We start from the raw sequence: 23,674 nt of genomic DNA on the forward strand, positions 1-23,674 counted from the left end.
CATGTTTCGTGCCGCTGCCAGCGTATTTCAGGTGGTGCGCTTGTTGGCGATCAAGCCTGTTTCAAGTTGACCGGTATCACATCCAGCGCTGGCACGATGTCATGCAGGCTGGTCACTTCACAGGTGGGGGTGGCCGCCGAGGTATTGGCCATGCTGTCCGGGTTGAACCAGCAGCTGGCTATGCCGTAGCGGTTGGCGCCGAGGATGTCGGCGTCCAGGCGGTCGCCGATGATGATGGTCGTATCCTTGCTGAATGCGCGCGCCATGTTGGCGGCATATTCGAAGAAGCGCACGTCCGGCTTGGCGTGGCCGCACGCTTCGGAGGTGGCGACGAAGGAGATGTAGTCGCTCAGGCCGGAGGCGGCGATGCGGCGGTTCTGGATGGACTCGACGCCGTTGGTGATGATGCCCACTTCGCCGATGCGCGACAGCGTTTCGCACACTTCTCTGGCGCCATCGATGAGCACGACCGTGTCCGGCAGGGAGTCCAGATACAGACGGCTGGCCAGTTCCGGGTCGATGGCGATGCCGTTCAGTGCAAACGTCTTGCGGAAGCGTTCCACTTTCAGGAAATCCTTGGTGACGTCACCCGTTTCGAAACGTCTCCACAGGTCGACGTTGATCGCCTGATATTGGGAAAACAGCCCGTCGATGCCGTCGCGCAAGCCCAGTTCGTGCATGGTGTGCAGGAAGGAGCGTTTTTCGGACGCCCGGAAGTCGAGCAGGGTATCGTCGAGGTCAAACAGGAAGAGCTGGTAGGTCATGGTATGTATTGAAAGGAACTTGTCTTGCATCGTAGCACGTAGCGTTGAGTTCGGTTGGCCGTGCCTTGCGTGGGCGATCCGCTACAATCGCTGCCAGACTCGTCACTTTCACTTCATTCCTCCCATGACCCAGCTCTCCGTCAACGTCAATAAAATCGCCCTGCTGCGCAATTCGCGCGGCCGCAACTTCCCCGACCTGCTGGCGTTTTCCGCGCGCTTTCTCGACCTGGGTGCCGCCGGCATCACCTTGCATCCGCGCCCGGACCAGCGCCATGCGCGTTACGATGATGTTGCCCCGTTGCAGCGCCTGTGCGCGGAGCGGGGGCGCGAGCTGAATGTCGAGGGCTATCCGGCGGCGGAATTTCTGCAAGTCGTAAAAAGCGCGCGCCCCGCGCAATGCACCCTGGTGCCCGACATGCCGGGGCAATTGACTTCCGATCACGGCTGGGACATCGAACGACATGCTGCGCTGTTGCGCCCCGCCATTGCGCAATTGAACGACCTGGGCATTCATGTCAGCCTGTTTGTCGATGCAGACTACCCGGCGCTGGAATGGGCGCGCGAGGTCGGGGCGGCGCGGGTTGAGCTGTACACGGAGCGGTTTGCAGACAGTTATGGCGGCGCGCAGGCCGATGCCGTGTTTGATACATATCTGCAGGCGGCGCAGCGGGCGCAGACGCTGGGCTTGGGCGTGAATGCGGGGCATGACCTCGATTTGCACAACCTGGCGCGCTTCCTGGACATTCCCGGCATCCTGGAAGTGTCGATCGGCCATGCGCTGGTGGTTGAATGTCTTGAGCTGGGCATGGACAAGGTGCTGGGCCGCTACCTTGAGATATGTCAATCGTAGGGAGCTTGGGCGGCGCCGCTGGCCGGCCGTTGCAGTCTGAGCCGGACTGGCCCTTCTTCGATGCCGACTTCGCCGTCACGGCACAGACGCTGGCGCAAGTACAAGCGCTGACGTCCGATGCGGCGGCGCAACTGTGGACGCGCCATGTGTCGGCACATCCCGACGAGACGCATCCCATGCAACTGCGCGAGGGTCATCGCCTGCAGACTACGGTGTCGGGGCCGGACTGGCTGGCCGAGTTCGATGCCGTTTCCAGCGAACACCCGGCGCAGGATGGCCGCGTGGCAAGGTTTCTCTCTTCCCATTTTTACGCAGCCGGGGCGGCGCCCGTCTTTTTCATGGCCAGCCGGACGCTTGCCTATGCGCTGACACCGGCCGCGCTTGCAGCATGCTGGCCTTGCTTGCTGGCCATTTCTGACGAGGGCCCCTTGCTGTACCAGCCTGCCACGGGTAAGTTCGCTTATTTCTCGCCACAGGGAGCGCTGGCGGGTGGTGAGGAAGGTTTGCAGCCCGTTTAACGGGATGCGTCCCTCCGGTGGCGATAAGCGCTACGGCTGAATGCCAGCCGCGTTACCTATTTGCACTTAAATCTGACTATTTTCGTTCGCTGTTTAACGGCTGCGACGCACTGTTTGACGCCCGGCAAATCCATGCGAAGGTAGCGCTCGGTAGTGGCATACAGGCAATCCACCTGAAACAGATAGCGTGGGGCATCGAAATTGATATCCCAGCGTTGATACAAGGTTCCGGCACGTGTCCACTCCCTGATCGGGGCCAGGATGGGCAAGGCCTCGCCGTCCACCGGCGGCCGATCCGCCGGATAGGACAGCACGCGCACGCTGTCGAGCCTGGCGGCTGGCAGGTTCCAGGTGGAGGGGGCCGCTTGTGGGCAAGAAACGGAGACAAGGGGGGCTGCGGCAGCGTACTGCATCGCCATGCCCGCGATGGAGAATGCCAGCAGTGCGAGCGGCTTCATTCGACCACCGAATAGAGCTCGGGCCGATTCGATGTTCCCGCCGCCGAACGGCCAAAATGGATCACGCGGGCGCTGGGTTTGTGGTTGCGCCACTGGTCGAAAATTTCAATCCCGCCAGGCACCTGGCGAATGAAGAGCGCCGCATGGTTACCCTGCCGCAAATTCTGATAACGGCCATTGACGAAAGTGGCAATCAGCGTGCCTTTCGCGATGCCACCTTTTTCCAGCAGATCCGGCACTTTGTCGCCTTCGCGCCAAAGCGAAGAAGCACGGGCGCCAGTGAGGTGCCTGACCAGGGTCACGCACTCGCCATTTCCTACGATTTCTTTTTGCTTTGCATAGTCGGCATTCGCGATGTAGGGCATGGCGTTTCTCTCTGTGGCTGACGGTAGAGAGAGCGTACGCAAGATGCGGGCAGGTATCTTGATGTGCGCCAGGGCAATACGACGCATTGACGCGCGTCATGATCCTGCCTGGCGCACGAGGAACTTTACATATCCACCCACCAGTTGAGCAAGGTTTCGTCGTCGTCGTCATCAAGGTTGACGTAGATGTTGGCGAAGTACCATTCCACGCCCGTCGCTTCGCGGAAGGCGTCGAAAGGGCCATTCACGCTGTAGATGCCGTGGTGACCCGGCACGCTGAAGGTGAGGTTGCCTTTGTACTGGCCATCCATGGTGCCGCCCAGCTGTTCTTGCACGTCGCGTTCGAGCTGGTCCACTGCTGCTTGCGGCACATCGTCGGCATAGATCTGGATGCAAAAGTTGCCGCCGCGCTTTAAGACTTCGGCGGGGGCCAGGGGATCGGCGATGTTGACGATGTCGCCGCGCGCCAGGTTCAGCGTCAGGCCGGGCGAAGCCAGCAGTTCGTAGACGTGCTCGTCGATCTGGCGCGCGGGCAGGGTCTCATACACTGGGCCGCTGGAGTTTTCGCCTGCCAGTACGCGGATGTGCGGCAAGCCTTCGCAATTGATGTCTTCCATTGATTCTTTCATAGTGCCGGCGCGACGCGCTGCGGGGCGTGCCGGCTTGTGGTTTATTGCAATATTGTACCGGGTGCGTGCCAGCTGGCAGGATACACAACGATGCAAACGAGGAAAGGCAATGAAGAATGGGGCGCGGACATTGGCTGTACATGTGGCGTCGTGCGCGTCGAAGTGACGGGCGGTCAAGTGTGCTCGACGGGGACTCAATACTCTGGAATGAAAAAAGCACGCCGAAGCGTGCTTGCGCGGATGACTTGGCGCTGAGTATTAGTTGTGTGCGCTGATGCCGCTGCGGAACTGTTCGAAACCGGCGCGGGCTGCCTTGTAGCAATTGCCGGCGGCCGCTTCCAGGCCTTCGCGGTCGAGCACTTCGACGGTGCCGCGGCGGTACTGGATCAAGCCTTCGTCCTGCAGCTTGCGGGCCGTGACGGTGACGCTTTCGCGGCGCACGCCCAGCATGTTGGCCATGGTGTCTTGCGTCACCTTCAGCTCGTTCGACAGCGAACGGTCGAGGCGGTCCAGCAGCCAGCGGCACAGTTTTTGTTCGATGCTGCAATGACGGCCGCCCACCACGTTCTGTGCCATTTGCGCAAACATGGCGCTGGTGTAGCGCATCAGCAATTGTGCCAGTGCGCCGCCTTCATTGAACACTTCGCGCAGGAAGGCTGTTTTCAGGCGATAGCCGTAGCCGGCCGTTTGCACGATGGCCGTGCAGGTGGCGCGTTCGGCTTCGTACAGCACCACGCCGGCCACACCTTCGCGGCCGATGACGGCGATCTCGGTGGTGGCGCCGTCTTCCATCACATACAGCAGGGAAACGATGGCGTTGGTGGGGAAGTACGTGTATTCAATCTTGCCGCCACAATCGAACAGGTGCTTGCCGGCAGGCAAGGCGACCAGTTCCAGTTGGCAGAACAGGCGCTCCAGATCGGCGCGCGACAAGGCGCGCAGCAATTCGTTCTGTTGTGCGCCCGTGATGCTGATCATCGGTGTGGCGGGAGCGGCTTGCCAGTTGTGCTGGGCGGCGGCGTGGGTATTCGTGGCTGGTGTCAGGTTGCTATAAGCTTTGTACATGGTAGGGCCTCGTCTTCTGATTTTGTTGGATGGCGCTGCTTTTATGGCTTGCTAGCGTTGTGCTGAATCTTGTATCCACTATAGAACCAGGGGCAGCGGACGTGCATCGGATGAGCCGACGCGCTTATGTAGGCTAGGAACATTGCCTCGTGTCATCCAACTCCTACGCCTGATCTGCATTTTTTTCTCTCTGGAAACAAACGGCAAAAAACAGGCTCCCCTGCCAGCTCCCCGTGAACTTTGGCTGCATGCCTTGATCAAACCACTCTGCGCTGCCGTACGACGGTGATAAAATGTTGCATTGCGGAAATTTGATTTGTGTGTCGGGATGAGCCGCTACTCTTGCTCTCCATCACTGCTCACTTCCGCTGCAACCTGCGATGCCTTCCTTGGTCGCTTCACTGCCCGCGCCGTGCATTTGCCGGCGCGCGGCTGTCTTGTCCCGTTTACCCGTTTAATGAAGGAACGCAACGCATGAAATGGTTTTTTGATTTGAAAATTGCCACCAAGCTGATCTTGTCGTTTGGCGCCGTGCTGCTGTTGACGGCCGCGCTGGGCGTGTCGGCGATCTTTTCCATGGCGCGCATCAATACCGCATCGACCGACCTGTCCGAGAACTGGATGCCCAGCGTGCTGGCGGCCATGAATATGCGCAGTGATGTCAGCGATTTCCGCCGCTGGGAACTGGCGCACATGCTGGCCGCACAGGATGCCGACATGGCGCAGAACGAAACGCGCATGACGGAAACCCAGGCCAAGCTGAAGGTGGACGGCGACAAGTACCGCAGCCTGATTTCCGAGCCGGGCGAGCAGGAAGCGTTCGAACGCTTCCTGGCGCTCAACGATGAATTCATGCGCTTGCATGCAACCATGCTGAGCCTGTCGCGCGAGATGAAAAAGGAAGAGGCGCGCGCGCTGGCTGTGGGGCCGTCGGCCAAGGTCATGGCGGACATGATGGTGCTCCTCGATAAACTGGTGTCGATTAACACGGATGGCGGCGTGCGTTCGAGCGCCAGCGCCGACGCAACGTATGCGGCCTCGCGCGCCAGCCTGATCGGCCTGGTGGTGGGCATCGTCGTCATCGGCATGCTGCTGGCGCTGTGGGTGGCGCGCCGCGTGGCGCGTCCGCTGATCGCGGCCGTCGGCGTGGCGCGCCAGGTGGCGGCTGGCGATTTGACGGCGCATATCGTTGTGCAATCGCAAGACGAAACGGGGCAATTGATGCAGGCCCTGAAAGACATGAACGCCAGCCTGCAGACGCTGGTGGGCCAGGTGCGCAGCGGCACCGATACCATTGCCACGGCGTCGAGCCAGATTGCCGCTGGCAACCAGGATTTGTCGTCGCGCACGGAAGAGCAGGCCAGTTCGCTTGAAGAAACGGCCTCGTCAATGGAAGAGCTGACGTCGACCGTGAAGCAGAATGCGGACAATGCACGCCAGGCCAACACCATGGCGCTGACCTCGTCGAGCATCGCCATCGAGGGCGGCAAGGTGGTCGGCGAAGTGGTGGGCACGATGGCGTCGATCAATGCGTCGTCGCGCAAGATCGTCGACATCATCGCCGTCATCGACGGCATTGCCTTCCAGACCAATATCCTGGCCCTGAATGCGGCCGTCGAGGCGGCGCGTGCAGGCGAACAGGGACGCGGCTTTGCCGTCGTGGCCACGGAAGTGCGCAACCTGGCGCAACGCTCGGCCGCGGCGGCCAAGGATATCAAGGTCCTGATCGGCGATTCGGTCGAGAAAGTCGAAGCGGGTTCGAAACTGGTCGATCAGGCGGGCCGCACGATGGATGACATCGTTGCCAGCATCACTCGCGTGACGGATATCATGAGCGAGATCACGGCCGCCAGCAGCGAGCAGAGCGCAGGTATCGAGCAAGTTAACCAGGCCATCGCCCAGATGGACCAGGTAACGCAGCAAAATGCGGCCCTGGTGGAAGAGGCGGCCGCGGCGGCCGAATCGATGCAGGAGCAGGCAGCCAGCCTGAGCGAAGTGGTCAGTATCTTCAAGCTCGATGTGGCGAGCGCCGCCGTAACCCGGCCGCGCGCCCCCGCCACCGTCAAGGCGCCGGCAGCCGTGACGCCGGCAGCTGCGCCACGTCAACTGGCCGGCACGGCGCGTCGCGCGGCGCCAGTGGATGAGTGGGAAAGCTTCTGATCAGGCGCGCTTGCGCGGTTTCTTGATAGCCTGGGTGGCGGGTGCGGCAGCGGCTTGTTGGCGCTGCTGCCACGCTCTCAGGGCCTCTTCGTAGGCGGCTAGGTCTTCCTGGTACATTTCCAGTACACAAAAAGTGCAACCGCTGTGGCAGCACTCGTCATTGCCCGGTTTGCTGGGCGCTTGCGGTTGCGGATCGTGCGGTAAAGGCGGGGTGGGCATGGTGAGGGCAGGGGACGGTGGAGCTGGCATCGAAGCAGGCATAGGAGCGGGTATAGGAGCAGGCATCATACGGCATCCCGGCGTGCCGTTGCTGGAACGCTTTTTGCTCAAAAATCACGGTTTCCGTGTACAGTTGCGGTGAATTAGGGTATCGTTTACAGCACTGATATTGTATCTTCTGCGCGCGATGTTCCGCCGGCGCGATCTCCGCCGCCATCGCAGCACATCTCTTCGACGCTCCCGCATACGCCCTACAGCATGTCCCGGAGCACGGAGGTGCCGCAAGAACAATGATCCATGGCTTGCAAGACGGAGCTGCCTGTGCCCCGAAATGTTGTTTATTGAGAAAGCATGGCTTCCGCAGTGCGGAGGCACACCAGAAAATTTATGTCTGAAACCGAATCGACTCCTACGCCCAGCCCGGCGATTGCCCCTGAAGCGGCGCCCGTCGCCGCAGCGCCTGCACCAGCACCTGCCGCACCCGCTGCTCCCAGCCTGACTTTTGCCGACTTTGGCCTCGCGCCTGAAATCCAGCGCGCGCTGACCGACCAGGGTTACACCCATCCGACACCGATCCAGGAACAAGCGATCCCCGTGGTGCTGCAAGGCCGCGATGTGATGGGTGCCGCGCAAACGGGCACCGGCAAGACGGCCGGTTTTTCCTTGCCGATCATCCAGTTGCTGATGGCGCACGCCAGCAGCAGCATGTCGCCGGCACGCCACCCGGTGCGCGCACTGATCCTGACGCCGACGCGTGAACTGGCGGTGCAGGTAGCCGAAAACGTCAAGGCCTACGCCAAGCACACGCCGTTGCGCTCCACCGTCGTCTTTGGTGGCATGGACATGAAGCCGCAAACCGTCATCCTGCGCGGCGGCGTGGAAATCGTCATCGCCACCCCAGGCCGCTTGCTCGACCATATCGAGCAAAAGAACATCAGCCTGAGCCAGGTGCAGATGCTGGTCATGGATGAAGCCGACCGCATGCTGGACATGGGCTTCCTGCCGGACTTGCAGCGCATCATCAACTTGCTGCCGAAGCAACGCCAGAACCTGATGTTCTCGGCCACGTTCTCGCCAGAAATCAAGAAGCTGGCCGCCACCTTCCTCAACGATCCGCTGACGATCGAAGTGGCGCGCAGCAACCAGACGGCCGACAAGGTCACGCAAGTGGTCTACAAGGTGACGGAAGACCAGAAGCATGCCCTGGTCGCCCATCTGCTGCGCCAGCGCGACCTGAAGCAGGTCATCGTTTTCTCGAACACCAAGATCGGCGCCTCGCGCCTAGCCCGCGTGCTGGAACAGGAAGGCATGAGCGCCACGGCGATTCACGGCGACAAGAGCCAGCAGGAACGCATGGCGGCGCTGGAATCGTTCAAGAAGGGCGAGATTGACGTGCTGGTGGCCACCGACGTGGCGGCGCGCGGCCTGGACATTTCCGACTTGCCTTGCGTCATCAACTTCGACTTGCCGTACAACGCGGAAGACTATGTGCACCGCATCGGCCGCACGGGCCGTGCCGGCGCCTCGGGCGACGCCATTTCGATCTACTCGGATAAAGACGAGCGCTTGCTCGCCGATATCGAGAAACTCATCAAGCAAAGCATCAAGCGCGGTGAATTGACGGGCTTCAATCCCGCACCTGCCCGCAGCAGCGACAGCGAGCGCCGTCCACCGCGCCGCAGCGAAGGCGGCGAAGCGCGTCCCGCACGCGCCCCGGAGAGCCGCCATGCCGGCGAGAGCCGCGACAGCCGCTCCGCCGAGCGCAGTGCGCGTCCCGCCTTTGGTCCGGGCGCCCGCCGCGAAAAGGCCGATCCCTGGTTCTTGAAGCCATATGAGCCGGCCAAGGCAGCGGCCCCGGCTGCCGCCAGCATGGCGCCTGCCGCGGCTAAGCCAAAGCAAAAGGTGGCCGCGTTGCTGGGTGGCTTGTTGAAGCAATAACGTTTATCAGTCTGTATTCTGAATGGCGCAGGCGCTGGGGCATTGTCCCCAGCGTTTTTTTTTGATAGCGGGCTGTTGCCTCAGGGTGTGCCCTTCAAATGAGTGTACGCGTAGCGATGGCTGGGCGTTCTTCAGGTGTTGGCCAGGCGCCAATGCCGCATGTGGCGTGACTGTCTTGTTGCCTGCTGTGGTTATTTATTATGTAACTTTTGCGCGTGAAACCTGCAGGCTGTCTTTGAAGATTGATAGCGTGGTATTTCTCTTCGACGGGTATGGGGTATAGAAGGCCAGGCTTCCTGTCATGGTCGCAGGAGGTGGGAGTTGTTCAGTATTGGCTTGCTTTAAAGCATGTGCGGCAGAATCTGGCATGCAGGGCAGTATTATAGGCGGTGGCGGTGGCTATGTTGGCACGTAATTGTGACAAGGTGTAAAACCGCACAAGATGGTTAGAAAATAGGGGGCTGTGCATATATCATGCAGGCTTGGAAGTCAGCATCTGGAAATGTCGAAACAGTGTTGCTAAGTAATCCTCGGGAAATTAGTGTGAATTTATGACGAACAGAACCGGATGCTATGCAAGGCGCTCGCTGCGACGCAGTGCGGGCACTGCTAGCAGTGAGCAACGCCGCAGAGCGCCGGTTATGGCAGTCAGAAATCACAATAATTTATTGGGGGTTACTTAGTTGGCGACGTGCCGTCGGTGGCATGCCCGGAGGGGTGGGCTGTATCGCTACTTGCTTAATTGAAAATATTTTCCTCGTGTAGCGCTGCATATTCATGCAGGCGATTTGCTTTATATTTGTCGTTGTTGCGAAGAAATGGGACTATGGCTGCATGGCGGGATGTGGTTTTTTGGTCGAGAATTTCGTATTTTTAGCAAGACAATAATGTTAAAATGGTGCGACTGTATTTTTAAAAAGCAATTAGAAATATCTTGCGTCTACATCATTCAGCGCATTCTGATCTCCTTGAATTCATGTCATCTTTCATATGGGATGATTTATAGATTAGTCGGTTGTCAAAGTGCAAAGTGGCTGACTGTGTTGCTCGGGCTCTCGATTACTTTGAGCTTGTTACGGTTCCCGTTTTGAAGCACGTCAATTTCTTGCTCTGACCAGACTAGGGTAAATGTATGTTCGGCTGAGTCTCGGGCAAATCTACCCTCTCCTTCTCTTGGTTGGTGTAATGTGCTATCGAGTCGCCCCTGACGGATGTGGTGCCGATTTGTTAACGATATCGGTACCTGCTGAGCATGTTGCGTTTATTTAATTCGTTATTCTCATTTAATTAATAATATAAAAATGTTATCAGATAAGTCTATCCTTATTACCGGCGGAACGGGTTCGTTCGGCAAAGCCTTTGTCAAAACCGTGCTGGAGCGTTATCCGACCATCAAGCGCCTCGTGGTATTTTCGCGCGATGAATTGAAACAGTTTGAAATGGCGCATGAGTTTTCGGATGAAAAGTATGCCGGTATCCGTTATTTCATTGGCGATATCCGCGATGAATCCCGTCTGCGCCGCGCGCTGGAAGGAATTGATATCGTGATTCATGCTGCTGCGTTGAAACAAGTGCCAGCAGCGGAATATAATCCGTTCGAATGTATCAAAACCAACGTATTGGGTGCACAAAACCTGATCGAGGCTTGTCTGGATACCAAAGTGCAGCGTGTGGTTGCCTTGTCAACCGACAAGGCTGCCGCGCCGATCAATCTGTACGGCGCGACCAAGCTGTGCTCGGACAAGCTGTTCGTTGCAGCCAATAATATCGTTGGTCATCGTGATCTGCGTTTCAGCGTTGTTCGTTACGGTAACGTAATGGGCAGCCGCGGATCGGTGATTCCATTCTTCCTCGAGCGCCGCGCGACGGGTGTCTTGCCGATCACCGATACGGCCATGACTCGCTTCAACATCAGTCTGCAAGAAGGCGTGGACATGGTGCTGTGGTCGCTCGAGAACGCCTGGGGCGGCGAAGTGCTGGTGCCGAAGATTCCTTCCTATCGCATCACCGATGTGGCTGAAGCCATTGGTCCTGAATGCAGCTTCCCTGTTGTCGGCGTGCGCCCAGGTGAAAAAATCCATGAGGAAATGATCACCTCCAGCGACAGTTTCAATACCGTGGATATGGGCAAGTATTACGCCATCCTGCCGATGAGCGCCAAGTATTCGACGCAAGAGTATTGCGACAAGATGGGCGCCAAATTGGTGCCGCCGGGTTTTTGCTATGACAGCGGCAGCAATACCGATTTCCTGAGCAAAGAACAATTGCGCGAGTTGATCCAGGCTCACGTTGACCCTACTCATACCGCGTAAAACATGACGATGATTCCTTATGGCCGACAGGATATTTCCGAGGCCGATATTCAGGCTGTCGTCGATGTCTTGCGCTCCGACTTTCTGACGCAGGGGCCAGCGGTGCCGGCGTTTGAGCAAGCGCTGGCGGCATATTGCGGTGTGTCCCACGCGATCGCAGTCAATAGCGCCACGAGTGCCTTGCATATCGCATGCCTGGCATTGGGCGTCGGCTCCGGGGATCTGGTCTGGACCAGTCCAAATACCTTCGTTGCCAGTGCTAATTGCGCCTTGTATTGCGGCGCCGATGTTGACTTTGTCGATATCGATGCGCGCACCTACAACCTGAGCGTGGAGGCGTTGGCGCACAAGCTGGCGCAGGCGAAGCTGACAGGGCGTCTGCCGAAGGTGGTCATCCCCGTGCATTTGACGGGCCAGCCTTGCGATATGCTCGCCATCCATGCATTGGGCCAGGAGTACGGCTTCAAGATCATCGAAGATGCTTCGCACGCCATCGGCGGCAAGTATCGTGGCGAACCCATAGGCAACTGCCGCTACAGCGACATTACGGTCTTCAGCTTTCATCCTGTGAAGATTATTACCAGTGCCGAAGGCGGTATGGCTACCACGCAAGATGCACAGCTGGCGACCAGCCTGCAGCAACTGCGCAGCCATGGCATTACGCGCGACCCTGAGCTGATGACGCATGCGCCTGATGGAGCATGGTATTACCAGCAGGTCACGCTCGGCTACAACTACCGCATGACCGACATGCAGGCCGCGCTTGGCCTGAGCCAGATGGCGCGGCTCGATGACTTCGTGGCGCATCGCCATGTGATGGCGCGCCGCTATGATGCCTTGCTGGCAGACTTCCCTGTCATCACGCCATGGCAGCATCCCGACGGTTATTCGGGTTTGCATCTGTATGTGATCCGACTGCAGACCGAGCGCCTGACGCAAACGCACCGCGACGTCTTCGACGCCCTGCGCGCGCAATCGATCGGCGTCAATCTGCACTATATTCCCGTGCATATCCAGCCTTACTATGAAGCAAAAGGCTTCAAGCGCGGCGATTTCCCGGAAGCGGAACATTATTATTCGCAAGCCATCAGCCTGCCCATGTATGCCACCTTCACGGAAGAGCAGCAAGACCGCGTTATCGAGGCCTTGCGGAAAGCGCTGAAATGAAAATAGGCTTGGGCGCAGTTCAGTTCGGCCTCGATTATGGTATCGCCAATACGGCAGGCAAGGTTAGCGAAGGGGAAGTGGCGGCAATTCTGGCTGCTGCGGCCCAGTTGCAATTGACATTGATCGATACGGCGGCATTGTATGGCGACAGCGAGGCGGTGCTAGGCCGCGCGATGTCGCCTGCCGCGCCTTTCGATATCGTGACCAAGACGCCGCAGTTTGCCGGTTCGGCAGTGGGCGAGGCGGAGGCGCAGCAACTGGAAGACAGCCTGCACGCCTCGCTGCGCATGTTGCAGCGTCCCAGCGTCTATGGCTTGCTGGTCCACCGCGTCGACGATTTGCTGTTGCCCGGCGGAGAAGCGCTGATGGCGCGCATGGCGTTGTTGAAGCAGCAGGGCCTGGTCAGCAAGATTGGCGTGTCCGTATATACCGGGCAGCAGATTGATGCCGTACTGGCGCGCTTCCCGATCGACCTGATTCAGTTACCGATCAATGTGCTGGACCAGCGCTTGCTGCATAGCGGGCATTTGCGCAAATTGAAACAGGCAGGCGTCGAGATACATGCCCGTTCCGCTTTCCTGCAGGGCTTGTTGCTGATGGCTCCCCATGAATTGCCGGCCCATTTTGACGGTGTACGCGAGCATTTGGCCGCGTATCACCGCTTTATTGCCGGACAAGGTTTGACGCCGCTGCAAGCCGCGCTGGGCTTTGTGACCGGACTGGATGAGATCGACCACGTGGTCTGTGGCGTCAATTCCAGTGTGCAATTGCAAGAAATATGCACGGCGGCCGGGCACCCGGGTGCAGGCGCCGCGCGCGCAGGCTATGACGCGTTTGCGATCAACGACGAAGCGATCGTCAATCCTGCCTTGTGGCAGCAGGCAAAGGAAAAATCATGATATTGGCAATATTGCAAGCTCGTGTTTCGTCATCGCGCCTGCCAGGCAAGGTGCTCAAGCCCTTGCTGGGCGAGCCAATGCTGCTGCGCCAGATCGAGCGTTTGCGCGAGGTGCGCCAGATCGATCAATTATTGGTGGCAACGAGCCGCGAAGCGTCGGACGACGCCATTGAAGCATTGTGCGTGGCCAATGGCATCGCTTGCTTCCGGGGTGATCTGAACGACGTGCTGGAACGTTTTCACCAGGCGGCGCAAACGTTTGCGCCCGAGCATATCGTGCGCCTGACGGCCGATTGCCCGCTGACCGACGCGGCGCTGATCGACGAGGTCATCGCGTTTTATCTGGCCGGCGGCTACGACTACGTCAGCAATAGCGTCGAGGCCACCTATCCGGACGGCCTTGATGTGGAGATTTTCCGTGCCTCTTGCCTGGACGAGGCGTGGCGCGAAGCGCGTCTGCCATCACAGCGCGAGCATGTCACGCCATTCATCCATCAGCAGGCCGAGCGCTACAAGGTGGGCGTGTACCGTAACGCCACGGATTTGTCGCACTTGCGCTGGACGGTGGATGAACCGAAGGATTTCGAGCTCGTCTCCATGATTTATGACGCGCTGTATCGGAAAAACACGCAGTTTTCCATGCAGGATGTCCTGTCCCTGCTGGAGCAGCGCCCCGAATTAGTAAATTGGAACACCATGCATGGACGTAACGAGGGATATCAAAAATCGCTCGACGCCGATGCCGTACCGACTATCCCCTCCACCATAGAGAACTAATATGTCTACACGCTATCAACGCTCTGAAGAGTTATTGGAACGCGCCCTTAAAACGATCCCGCTCGGCTCGCAGACTTTCAGCAAGAGCAAAACCCAGTTTCCATTGGGTGTTTCGCCGTACTTTATTCAACGCGGCAAGGGTAGCCATGTATGGGATGTGGATGGCAATGAATACATCGACTTCATCAGCAGTTTGGCGTCGATCACGCTCGGCTACAACGACGAGGACGTGACCAATGCGGTCAAGGCGCAATTGGACGAAGGCGTGATCTTCAGCCTGCCGCATCAGATTGAAATGCAGGTCGCGGAAAAAATCTGTGAAATCGTGCCTTGTGCCGAGATGGTGCGTTTCGGCAAGAATGGTTCCGATGCCACTTCCGGCGCCATCCGCGTGGCGCGTGCTTACACCAACCGCGAACACGTGGCCGTGTGCGGCTACCACGGCTGGCAGGATTGGTACATCGGTTCCACCGCGCGCAACCGCGGCGTTCCCGTTGCCACGCGCGAACTCACGCATACCTTTGCGTACAACGACCTGGCATCGCTGGAAAAGCTGTTTGCCGACTTGCCCGAGCAGATATCGGCCGTCATCCTCGAGCCGATGAATGTGTACGCGCCGGTGGAAGGTTTCCTCGAGGGCGTCAAGGAACTGGCTCACAAGCACGGCGCACTGCTGATCTTCGATGAAACCATCACCGGTTTCCGCTACGCCAATGGCGGTGCGCAAGAGTTGTTTGGCGTCACGCCCGATCTCGCCACGTTCGGCAAGGGCCTGGCGAATGGCTATCCGGTATCGGCCATCGCCGGCCGTGCCGACGTCATGAAGCTGATGGAAGAAATCTTCTTCTCGTTCACCTTCGGTGGCGAAACGCTGTCGCTGGCGGCGGCCCTGGCAACGATGGAAAAGTTGCAGCGCGAACCTGTCGTGGCGACGATCAAGAAGCAGGGTCAGAAAATTATCGACCGTCTCAATGCCATCATCGAGGCGAATGCTGCGCAGCACATCATGAGCGTTGCCGGCCATCCGAGCTGGAGTTTCGTGCTGATCAAGGATGCTGCTCCGTACACGCAATGGTATATCAAGACCTTGTTCATGCAAGAAATGTTGGCGCGCGGAATTCTGACTTTCGGTACCCATAACGTCAATTACAGCCATAGCGACAGCGATCTCGAGAAGCTGTTCGCGGCTTATGAAGAAGTCGTGCCGATGCTGGTCGCCGCCGTCAAGGATGGCACGCTGGAAAGTTTGCTGCGCTGCAAACCCTTGGAACCATTGTTCAAGGTACGATGAGCAGCTCCGTCGTTATCCGCGTGGATGCTTCCTTGCAAATGGGAAGCGGACATGTCATGCGTTGTGCAACCCTGGCGGAAGAACTCAGGTTGCGCGGGGCGGCGGTTACCTTCGTTTGCCGCGAATTGACGGGAAACTATATCGACTGGCTGCGTACGCAGCAATTCGAGGTACTCAGTTTGACAGCGCCCATTTGCGCTGTCGCGGAAGGCGCCGCAAGTTCGCCAGCGCATCTGGCCTGGCTGGGCGTGCCGCTGGAACAAGAACTGGATGAGGTACGCGCGCTGCTTTCACCGCGGCAGGCAGCAGACTGGATTATCGTTGACCATTATGCACTCGATGCGCGCTGGGAACAGGCCGCCAAGGCGTTTGCGGCAAGGATCATGGTCATTGATGACTTGGCAGATCGTGCGCATGACTGCAGTGTTTTGCTGGACCAAAATTATTACCATGACATGCAGCAACGTTATGACGGCCTGTTGCCGTCTGTATGCCTGAGGTTGCTGGGACCGCGCCACGCCTTGCTGAGAAGCGAGTTTTCGTCCTGGCGTGCCAGGTGCGGCTTGCGCAGCGCTGCGGTACACCGCGTGCTGGTTTTCTTTGGTGGTGTCGATGCCGATAATTACACGGCGCCTGCTATTGCCGCGCTGGCCCGTGCAAACCGGCCGGAACTGCAGGTCGATGTTGTGATTGGCATGCGCCATCCAGCGCGCGCGGCGATCGAAGACGCTTGTGCCAAGCATGGTTTTACTTGCCATGTACAAACCTCGCGTATGGCTGAATTGATGGCTGCAGCGGACCTGGCGATTGGTGCTGGCGGCACGGCGACTTGGGAACGGTGCAGTCTGGGATTGCCCACCTTGACGCTGTGTGTGGCGGATAACCAGCGGCAACTAGTTGACGACGCGGCGCTGGGCGGCCTGGTGTATGCGCCGGATATGCGGCCAGGCGTGGAACTGGAGGATACCTTGCTGCTTCATTACACCGCATTGCTCGACAATCCTGCCCTGCGGCAATGCCTGTCGCGCCAGAGCCATGCCATCGTCGATGGCCGTGGCACAGCGCGCGTGGCGCGCAAGCTGGGCATGGGAGCGATTGTCTTGCGCAAGGCCAGCGAGGACGATTCTGCTGACTTAATGCTTTGGCGGAACCATGAATCGATCCGCGCCGTGTCGCGCAGCAGCGCGCCCATAGCGTTGGAGAGTCATCAGCACTGGTTGACGGCCTTGCTGACTGACCCGCAGCGTATTTTGATGATTGGTCAGCAGCGCAACGGCCAGCCAGTTGGCGTGGTGCGTTTTGATTTGCTGCAAGACAGCGCGGAAGTATCAATTTATCTTGTGCCTGGCACGCAGCAACAGGGCCTGGGGGCGGAACTGCTTGCCAGCGCAGAACAATGGTTACGCAATATGCGTGCGGATATAACAACAATACGGGCGGAGGTTCTCGGTGATAACCAGCCTTCACACCGTCTGTTCCTGACTGCTGGCTATGTCAGGAACTCCACTAGCTATTTTAAGAAGGTGCTGCAACATGACTGATTCCATCAAAATTGGCAACCGCCTGATCGGCAAGAACCATCCTCCTTTCGTGATTGCCGAAATGTCCGGTAACCATAACCAGTCGCTCGAACGTGCGCTGGAAATCGTCGAGGCCGCAGCTAAGACGGGGGCGCATGCGTTGAAAATTCAGACTTATACGCCCGATACCATGACACTGGATCTGGATGAGCGTGAGTTTCACATTGGTGACCCCAACAGCCTGTGGGCTGGTACGTCCTTGTACAAATTGTATGGCGAAGCCTACACGCCATGGGAATGGCATAAGCCGATCTTCGATCGCGCTCGTGAACTGGGAATGATTCCGTTCAGCACCCCGTTTGATGACACGGCGGTCGATTTCCTGGAAACCTTGGATATGGACTGCTACAAGATCGCTTCGTTTGAGAATACCGATCTGCCATTGATACGCCGTGTCGCAGCCACGGGCAAGCCGATGATTATTTCCACCGGCATGGCAAGTGTCGCCGAACTCGACGAGACTGTGCGCGCCGCGCGCGAAGCTGGTTGCAAGGACTTGATTTTGCTGAAATGTACTAGCACTTATCCTGCCACGCCGGAAAATACCAACATCCTGACGATTCCACATTTGCGCGGTTTGTTTGATTGTGAAGTGGGGCTGTCAGATCATACGATGGGGGTTGGCGTATCGGTTGCCAGCGTCGCGTTGGGCGCCAGTGTCATCGAAAAACATTTCACCCTCAGCCGCGCCGATGGCGGTGTCGATTCGGCATTCTCGATGGAGCCGGACGAAATGCGCTCACTGGTGATTGAAAGCGAACGGGCCTGGCAAGCGCTGGGAAAAATCAGTTATGGTGTGACCGAGAAAGAAAAGAAATCGCTGGTGTTCCGTCGTTCCCTGTACATCGCCCAAGACATGAAGGCGGGCGAGGTACTGAATCCACAAAATTTGCGCGCCATCCGTCCGGGTTTGGGATTGCCCCCGAAACACTACGAAATGGTGCTTGGACAGACCGTCAAGCAAGACGTCAAGGCCGGAACCGCGCTGAGCTGGAATTTGATTCTGTGACAGGCATGGCCCATGTTGACTTAGAGCGCTTAACAGAAGCGTAGCAAGCGGCAGTGAGTTGCGGCTGAGAAGCGCAGCTGTGCGAATGCACAGTGAGTATCGGAGACCGCAAATCGCGACGCGCAGCAGGTTATGTTAGGTGCTCTTAATATCATCGAAGGTTGATGTCGTACTGGCCGCAGCCAATAAAGGCGCAGCAATTCCTGAGCACCTTTGATTGTTGTTATGTCCATGCGGTCCAGTAATCGACGTAATCGCGGTATCAGCCTTGTCTTGTCGATTGAAACTTGAAGTCGGGCAGCGCATATATCATTGCAGATGTGATTCCAGGCTAAAAATAAAAAATAAAGGCTCTGATTCGTTGATGAATCAGACAGGTACATGCTGTTCCTGTTTCCAGTCTGTTCAATGAAATTAAATGATGAGTACACTTTCCAGATTTTTTGAAAAACTTGCCCCGCCGAATATCTATGATGCCGTATATTCATTTGCAACAGAGGAAATGAATACGCTCAATCTGCCATCCGCCGTGTTGCAGAAAAAAGGCATGTCGATCAGGTTGGCCTCATTTTTCTTCTGGTTTTTGAAAGATTTGGGCCAGTCACGTGGTGGCCCGGCTAAACTCGTCAACGCGGAACTGAAAAACAAAGTCGTATTTTTTTATTCGTCGATTAATGAAAAAAGGGCCTTGGAAGATCTAGGGCGCTGCGTGCCGAATGGCATTACCATAGCGGGGCAAATTGCGGAGCCGAACAAGATCAGTTTTTTGATTCCGAATCTGTTGGGATTGATGTATGCACCCTGGGTGTTTTTTCAATATTTGATAGCTTCGGGACATCGGAAAAAATCGTTTAGTTTTGCATTAGATCAATACATGTTCTCCTGCGGATATATTGTCTATTTACGTTTTATGTTGGCGAGGAACCGTCCGGCGTTAGTCGTGGTTTCGAACGACCATTCGATGCTGAGTAGGACGTTCGCGCTTGCCTGCCGCGAATTGCAGGTGCCTGTCGCTTATGTGCAGCATGCATCAGTCAGCGAGAAGTTCCCCAAATTGATGTTTGACTATGCTTTTCTCGATGGCGTGGATGCACTGGAAAAGTATCAGAAAAAGGGTTTGGGCGACTGCGTGGTGTTTTTGGCTGGCATCTCAAAATTGGACCAGACCTTGCGTCAACTGAGTAATCTGACGCTGGTGCGCAATTGCATTTCCATTTGTCCAAACGATTTGGACGAGGTCGATCCGGTTATGGCCGCAGCGAAATATATCCTGGAGAAAGTCGGTAATGCATTCACTGTCTGTGTCCGGCCGCACCCTGGTGATACGCGGCGTTTCAACGAATGGCGTCAGAAATCGCTGCAGATCGGGGTCACTTACAGCGCTCCCGAAGTCGAACGCTCGACCGATTTAATTATCAAGTCCGCCATTGTCATTGCCGCCGACTCGAACATATTACTGGAGGCGGCATTGCTTAAGGCCACACCTATTTGTATGCCGTTTAAAGGAAAAATACTGGATCATTATGGCTTTATCCGTCGCGGCGTAGTGTTTTATGCCGACAATCCGGTTGATCTGATCAACGGCCTTGACGGCGCCATGCAGCGTACAGATTTTTATACCGCATCGAAGTATTTCTCACATAGCGTCGGAACCGGCAGCGAGGGGCGCTCGGCGGAACTGATTGGGGCTGCGTTGACCGCGCTGGCAGAAAAAAAACCGGTTTCCAGTGCATGGCGGCCATGCGCTAAAAACGTATTTGAAGTTACATAACACGCCACTTAGAGAAATTCACCAAGTTACTGCATGAGACTTTCCAGTCAAATATTTGCCTACTCTGCATTCAATATTGTGAATGCGGCTGTGCCATTTTTATTGTTGCCGGTGTTGACAGCGTATCTGCTGCCTAAGGAATTCGGTATTCTTTCTTTGGTCACAATGTTACAAGCTTTGCTCCTTCCGATTGTCTTGCTCAGTTTCCAGGGGCTGGTGACCATCGAGTACACCAGACTGACAAAGGAGCAGTTTTCCAAATTTATCACGACTATCCTATGGCTTCCCGTACTGGGTTTTCTTGTTGTCTTACCATTATTATTTATTTTTAGCGAGAGAGTCGCTGGCCTGTTCAAGATTTCGGAATTCTGGGTCACCGCCAGCGCGGTCTTTGTCTTGTTGCAGGCACTACCAATGCTGATGCCGACTATATTTCAGGCACGACAGCAATTGATGGCGTATGGTGTCTTCAAGATTGGCCTGACCCTGCTGAATATTGTATTTTCTCTGTATTTCGTGATCTGTCTGAAAAATGGATGGGAAGGGCGGATGTGGGGCATGCTGGGATCATTTGTGGTGTTTAACGTGATCTCGCTGGTGGTGTTGTTTCGCGAAGGACTTCTGAAATTCAGCTTCGATAAGTATTATTTTCAAGAAGCGATTAAATTTGGTTTGCCACTTGTGCCGCACTCATTGGCAGGAATCATGCTGGCAATGGCTGACCGGTTGTTCTTGGCCAATTTGGTTTCTGCGGATGCCGTTGGTATTTATAACGTGGCTTATCAAATTGCTAGCGCCGTGATGATTGTCATGTCTTCGATCAATCAAGCCTGGGTCCCCCACTTATATGCTCAGTTGAACAGTTCTCCATCTTTTGACCAAAAGAAAAAACTGGTGTTGCAAACCTATAAAATTATTACCTTGATGTGTGCCGGATCTGTGATTTTTGTTGCTGCCTTACCACTGGTCTATCATTTCTTTATCTCGGTTAATTACCATGAAGGGCAAAGTGTAGCGATGCTGATTTCGTTGGCATTTTTGCTGCAGGGTTTTTATTTCATGGCAACAAATTATATTTTTTATGTGAAGAAGACTTATTTTCTCTCAGTGATGACTCTGATTTCTGCCGGTATAGTCATGTTGTTAAATTATTTGCTGATTCCACTCTTTGGCATTACGGGATCCGCGTATTCGATGGTGGCCAGTTGGTTGATTTTATTCGCGCTCACCTGGCTGTTGGGACACCGTGTATATCCGATGCCATGGCGTCTTGGAAAACAAAAAATCATATGATTAAAAAAATATTAAGATCGATCTGGCTACTCAAGCAATCACTAGATCGGAAAATTTATACAAAAATAGTTCGGATGCAATGTCAAAGTTGCCATCCACGTTTGACAGTGAACAGCAAGAGCTGGGTAAGTAAGACCACTACGCTTGGTGAAAATGTTAATTTTAATGGCATGGAGATACTGGGCGGCGGGACGGTGGTGATTGGCGCTAATTTTCATAGCGGTAGAAATTGTCTCATGATCACGCAAGAACATAATTATGACCATGGTCAAGCGATTCCTTACGACGATAGCTATCTATTCAAGGATATCACGATAGGCGACAATGTTTGGCTGGGGGACCGCGTAATTGTTCTTGGTGGGGTATCAATCGGTGAAGGGGCGATTATTCAGGCAGGTAGCGTGATTGTGAAAAGTATTCCGGCATTTGCAATTGCTGGCGGACATCCTGCCAAGCCATTCAAAAACCGTAATATTGAGCATTATAATCGTCTCAAGGCAGAGGGGAAATTTAATTAAAAATGGTAAAGAATATGAAGGTGAAACCGATTGAAGTTCTGTATGCGGTTTATTTAGCGTTTTTTTTCTCCATTTTTTTCAGAAGTAATGAATCAGCAACCAGTGAATATGTTTCCACGCTGTTTGGCCTGATGTGCATTTTTCTGCTGATCATGCAGAAAGGTGTAAAAGCCTTGCAAGCTGAGTGGCAATACCGGCTGTTCATATTTTTTTCGGTTATTTTCTGCATATTTTTTCTCATGCAGGTATATGGCAATAATAGCTACACGGTGGCTTTGTACTTGAAGGTGATGTTGTTTATTTGGTTTTTTTCAACCTTTGAAGTGGAACGCCAGGATTTTATTCTGTTCATTAACCGGACTTACTTGCTCTATCTGGTCGCTGCCACGCTGCTATGGAGTGGTTTGGTGCCCAATACGCTATATGAATATGTGGATGCCGAAGAATTTCGTGTGAATTTTGGATTTTTACAATACGGTATTTTATATGGCCTCGAAGGTAGCCCCGCCACTATCGATAGTTATAGTTCGCTAGTATTGCTGATCAATTTGTTCATGTATCGGGGTAGTAATCGAAAGTTTTATTTGGCGGCATCTTTATTCGGTGTTCTCGCGTCGTTTCGCTTGACTCCATTAGTTGCCGTTTTTGCTGTATTTTCCTTATACCCATTATATAAAAGTCGGCGCTATCTTTCTTCGTTAATACTGGTTTCTATTTCTCTACTGTTTGTTGCAATACTAGTGGCCGTGGAAGTGAGCGGGAGCATGAGTATGTTTGGCGGCGACATCGATTTGCGTATGCTGGCATATAGCTTGACGCATGCAAGATCGATGATATGGGAGCAGCAGCTCGAACATGTGATGCAAAATTTCACCTGGATTGATTATATTTTTGGTCATTTTTCGGTCGCTGAATTTTCAGTCCCGACTCTTCAACTAGATGGTACTGACGCTGGTGGATTCGAGTCAAATCCACATAATAATTATTTGCTTTTGTTCTATCGTTCACCATTATTATTTATTTTATTTTATTTTATTTTTATTATTTGCCAGCATAGAAATTTCTCTAAGGAAAACTTTTCTATTCTATTTTTTATATTCCTGGCTGGATTCATGAATTCATCACTGATTAGTCTTGGGAACCCAATTTTCCTGATGGTTATTACCTATATATTGGTGGGGAGAAACTCGCCTAATAAAATTTCTACTGAGTATGTTGTAGAGGCTGATGTTAAATAATTGCAAGGGAGAAGTAAGATTGTTTTCAAGACTAACAAGGCGTATGATCTCAGCCTGCGCCACTATGATCAAAGGAAAGGCATACAGCCTTGATCCAGATATTCCTATGGGAACTTTGTTCGGCATCGTATTTCGCAGAGCCACGTGTCTAATGCGCTGCATTTTACGTGGAATTGCATTCCATCCTAGAAAATGGATATTTGTGAATGCGGGGGTGGAACTACGTAATCGCAGCCGTATCAAGTTTGGCAGCGGTGTAACGTTGGGGAAATGTGTGCTGATCGATGGTTTGTCGCGCGAGGGCGTGGTGATTGGGAATGGTGTCAATATCGGCCCGTACACGGTCATCGAGGCGTCCGGCATCATTACCAATATGGGTAAAGGAATACGTATCGGCGATCAATCGGGTATAGGGGGATTTTCATTCATCGGTGGAGCGGGGGGGGTAGACATCGGCAGTAATGTAATCATGGGGCAATGGACTAGTTTTCATCCAGAAAACCATGTATTTGACAATATCGATATTCCGATCCGGTTGCAGGGTGTCACGCGGCAAGGAATTGTGGTCGGAGATGATTGCTGGGTCGGTGCTAAAGTTACTTTTCTCGATGGCACCCGGGTGGGCCATGGTTGTGTGATAGCCGCCGGCGCGGTGGTGCGCGGTGAAATTCCACCCTATTCGATCGTTGCCGGGGTGCCGGCCAGAGTGATCCGGTCACGTCTGGATAAGCCCGCGGTCTGAGGCGGGCTGATCGAACCTGTCCTGATAGTCACTGTAATGCCACAGGCATCATCTATGTTTTTCATGGAAAATAGTTAAACGGAAATATTTTTTCGCTGCTAAATTCTAAAAG

At 55.1% G+C, this 23,674-nt stretch carries 22 protein-coding genes; 16 read left to right on the forward strand and 6 right to left on the reverse strand.

Annotated elements, in window-relative coordinates; all coding sequences use genetic code 11:
• Positions 1-50: 50 nt before the first annotated feature.
• Positions 51-764 carry a YjjG family noncanonical pyrimidine nucleotidase gene (locus tag HWE17_RS01330; protein WP_176387502.1) on the reverse strand — a complete coding sequence of 238 codons (714 nt, stop codon included), beginning with the start codon at positions 762-764 and terminating at the stop codon, positions 51-53.
• 124 nt (positions 765-888) lie between these two features.
• Here HWE17_RS01330 and HWE17_RS01335 point away from each other — a divergent pair, with 124 nt between their 5' ends.
• Positions 889-1,614 (forward strand): pyridoxine 5'-phosphate synthase, encoded by a 726-nt coding sequence (locus HWE17_RS01335; RefSeq protein WP_176387503.1) that lies wholly within the window; start codon positions 889-891, stop codon positions 1,612-1,614.
• A gap of 29 nt (positions 1,615-1,643) precedes the next feature.
• Positions 1,644-2,132, forward strand: coding sequence for a DUF2947 family protein (locus HWE17_RS01340; RefSeq protein ID WP_176387504.1), 489 nt, complete (start codon positions 1,644-1,646; stop codon positions 2,130-2,132).
• A 56-nt stretch (positions 2,133-2,188) separates the two neighbouring features.
• Here HWE17_RS01340 and HWE17_RS01345 read toward each other — a convergent pair whose 3' ends face one another.
• From HWE17_RS01345 to HWE17_RS01360, 4 genes are all read right to left on the reverse strand, one after another.
• A complete protein-coding gene (locus HWE17_RS01345) occupies positions 2,189-2,590 on the reverse strand; it encodes a hypothetical protein (RefSeq protein WP_176387506.1) in 402 nt (133 codons plus the stop codon).
• On the reverse strand, positions 2,587-2,955 hold the full coding sequence (locus tag HWE17_RS01350) for a BPSL0067 family protein (RefSeq protein WP_176387508.1): 369 nt from the start codon (positions 2,953-2,955) through the stop codon (positions 2,587-2,589). Before HWE17_RS01350 ends, HWE17_RS01345 begins: the two co-directional genes overlap by 4 nt.
• Before the next feature lie 125 nt (positions 2,956-3,080).
• Positions 3,081-3,572: a DUF4265 domain-containing protein gene (locus HWE17_RS01355; RefSeq protein WP_176387509.1), complete on the reverse strand. Its 492-nt coding sequence runs from the start codon at positions 3,570-3,572 to the stop codon at positions 3,081-3,083.
• Between the two features lie 270 nt (positions 3,573-3,842).
• Complete coding sequence (locus HWE17_RS01360) at positions 3,843-4,562, reverse strand: Crp/Fnr family transcriptional regulator (protein ID WP_035828139.1); 720 nt, start codon at positions 4,560-4,562, stop codon at positions 3,843-3,845.
• A 561-nt stretch (positions 4,563-5,123) separates the two neighbouring features.
• Here HWE17_RS01360 and HWE17_RS01365 point away from each other — a divergent pair.
• The gene (locus HWE17_RS01365; protein ID WP_176387510.1) at positions 5,124-6,809 is read left to right on the forward strand and encodes a methyl-accepting chemotaxis protein; all 1,686 of its coding nucleotides are present in this window, start codon (positions 5,124-5,126) and stop codon (positions 6,807-6,809) included.
• Here the strand turns inward: HWE17_RS01365 and HWE17_RS01370 are convergent, their stop codons facing one another.
• The gene (locus HWE17_RS01370) at positions 6,810-7,097 is read right to left on the reverse strand and encodes an oxidoreductase-like domain-containing protein (protein ID WP_369681698.1); all 288 of its coding nucleotides are present in this window, start codon (positions 7,095-7,097) and stop codon (positions 6,810-6,812) included.
• A 318-nt stretch (positions 7,098-7,415) separates the two neighbouring features.
• On the opposite strand from HWE17_RS01370, the gene HWE17_RS01375 reads away from it, so the two are divergent.
• From HWE17_RS01375 to HWE17_RS01435, 13 genes are all read left to right on the forward strand, one after another.
• Positions 7,416-8,966, forward strand: coding sequence for a DEAD/DEAH box helicase (locus HWE17_RS01375; RefSeq protein WP_176387513.1), 1,551 nt, complete (start codon positions 7,416-7,418; stop codon positions 8,964-8,966).
• 1,301 nt (positions 8,967-10,267) lie between these two features.
• Positions 10,268-11,278, forward strand: a complete 1,011-nt coding sequence (gene pseB, locus HWE17_RS01380; protein WP_176387519.1) for a UDP-N-acetylglucosamine 4,6-dehydratase (inverting) — start codon at positions 10,268-10,270, stop codon at positions 11,276-11,278.
• Between the two features lie 9 nt (positions 11,279-11,287).
• Positions 11,288-12,445, forward strand: a complete 1,158-nt coding sequence (gene pseC / locus HWE17_RS01385) for a UDP-4-amino-4,6-dideoxy-N-acetyl-beta-L-altrosamine transaminase (protein ID WP_176387622.1) — start codon at positions 11,288-11,290, stop codon at positions 12,443-12,445.
• On the forward strand, positions 12,442-13,344 hold the full coding sequence (locus HWE17_RS01390) for an aldo/keto reductase (protein WP_176387520.1): 903 nt from the start codon (positions 12,442-12,444) through the stop codon (positions 13,342-13,344). The genes pseC and HWE17_RS01390 overlap by 4 nt, the downstream gene beginning before the upstream one ends.
• The gene (locus tag HWE17_RS01395) at positions 13,341-14,120 is read left to right on the forward strand and encodes an NTP transferase domain-containing protein (RefSeq protein WP_217916669.1); all 780 of its coding nucleotides are present in this window, start codon (positions 13,341-13,343) and stop codon (positions 14,118-14,120) included. Before HWE17_RS01390 ends, HWE17_RS01395 begins: the two co-directional genes overlap by 4 nt.
• A gap of 34 nt (positions 14,121-14,154) precedes the next feature.
• Positions 14,155-15,411: an aminotransferase class III-fold pyridoxal phosphate-dependent enzyme gene (locus tag HWE17_RS01400; RefSeq protein ID WP_255206073.1), complete on the forward strand. Its 1,257-nt coding sequence runs from the start codon at positions 14,155-14,157 to the stop codon at positions 15,409-15,411.
• Positions 15,408-16,952 (forward strand): UDP-2,4-diacetamido-2,4,6-trideoxy-beta-L-altropyranose hydrolase, encoded by a 1,545-nt coding sequence (gene pseG, locus HWE17_RS01405; RefSeq protein WP_176387524.1) that lies wholly within the window; start codon positions 15,408-15,410, stop codon positions 16,950-16,952. The genes HWE17_RS01400 and pseG overlap by 4 nt, the downstream gene beginning before the upstream one ends.
• On the forward strand, positions 16,945-18,000 hold the full coding sequence (gene pseI, locus HWE17_RS01410; protein WP_176387526.1) for a pseudaminic acid synthase: 1,056 nt from the start codon (positions 16,945-16,947) through the stop codon (positions 17,998-18,000). Before pseG ends, pseI begins: the two co-directional genes overlap by 8 nt.
• A 418-nt stretch (positions 18,001-18,418) precedes the next feature.
• Positions 18,419-19,771, forward strand: a complete 1,353-nt coding sequence (locus tag HWE17_RS01415) for a hypothetical protein (RefSeq protein WP_176387527.1) — start codon at positions 18,419-18,421, stop codon at positions 19,769-19,771.
• 33 nt (positions 19,772-19,804) lie between these two features.
• The gene (locus tag HWE17_RS01420; protein ID WP_176387529.1) at positions 19,805-21,064 is read left to right on the forward strand and encodes an oligosaccharide flippase family protein; all 1,260 of its coding nucleotides are present in this window, start codon (positions 19,805-19,807) and stop codon (positions 21,062-21,064) included.
• Positions 21,061-21,582 carry a DapH/DapD/GlmU-related protein gene (locus HWE17_RS01425; protein WP_176387531.1) on the forward strand — a complete coding sequence of 174 codons (522 nt, stop codon included), beginning with the start codon at positions 21,061-21,063 and terminating at the stop codon, positions 21,580-21,582. The genes HWE17_RS01420 and HWE17_RS01425 overlap by 4 nt, the downstream gene beginning before the upstream one ends.
• A 20-nt stretch (positions 21,583-21,602) precedes the next feature.
• Positions 21,603-22,820 carry a hypothetical protein gene (locus HWE17_RS01430; RefSeq protein ID WP_176387533.1) on the forward strand — a complete coding sequence of 406 codons (1,218 nt, stop codon included), beginning with the start codon at positions 21,603-21,605 and terminating at the stop codon, positions 22,818-22,820.
• A 64-nt stretch (positions 22,821-22,884) separates the two neighbouring features.
• Complete coding sequence (locus HWE17_RS01435) at positions 22,885-23,562, forward strand: DapH/DapD/GlmU-related protein (RefSeq protein WP_176387535.1); 678 nt, start codon at positions 22,885-22,887, stop codon at positions 23,560-23,562.
• Positions 23,563-23,674: the final 112 nt, after the last annotated feature.

It is taken from the genome of Janthinobacterium sp. BJB401, assembly GCF_013372745.1.
GTDB lineage: Bacteria > Pseudomonadota > Gammaproteobacteria > Burkholderiales > Burkholderiaceae_D > Janthinobacterium > Janthinobacterium rivuli.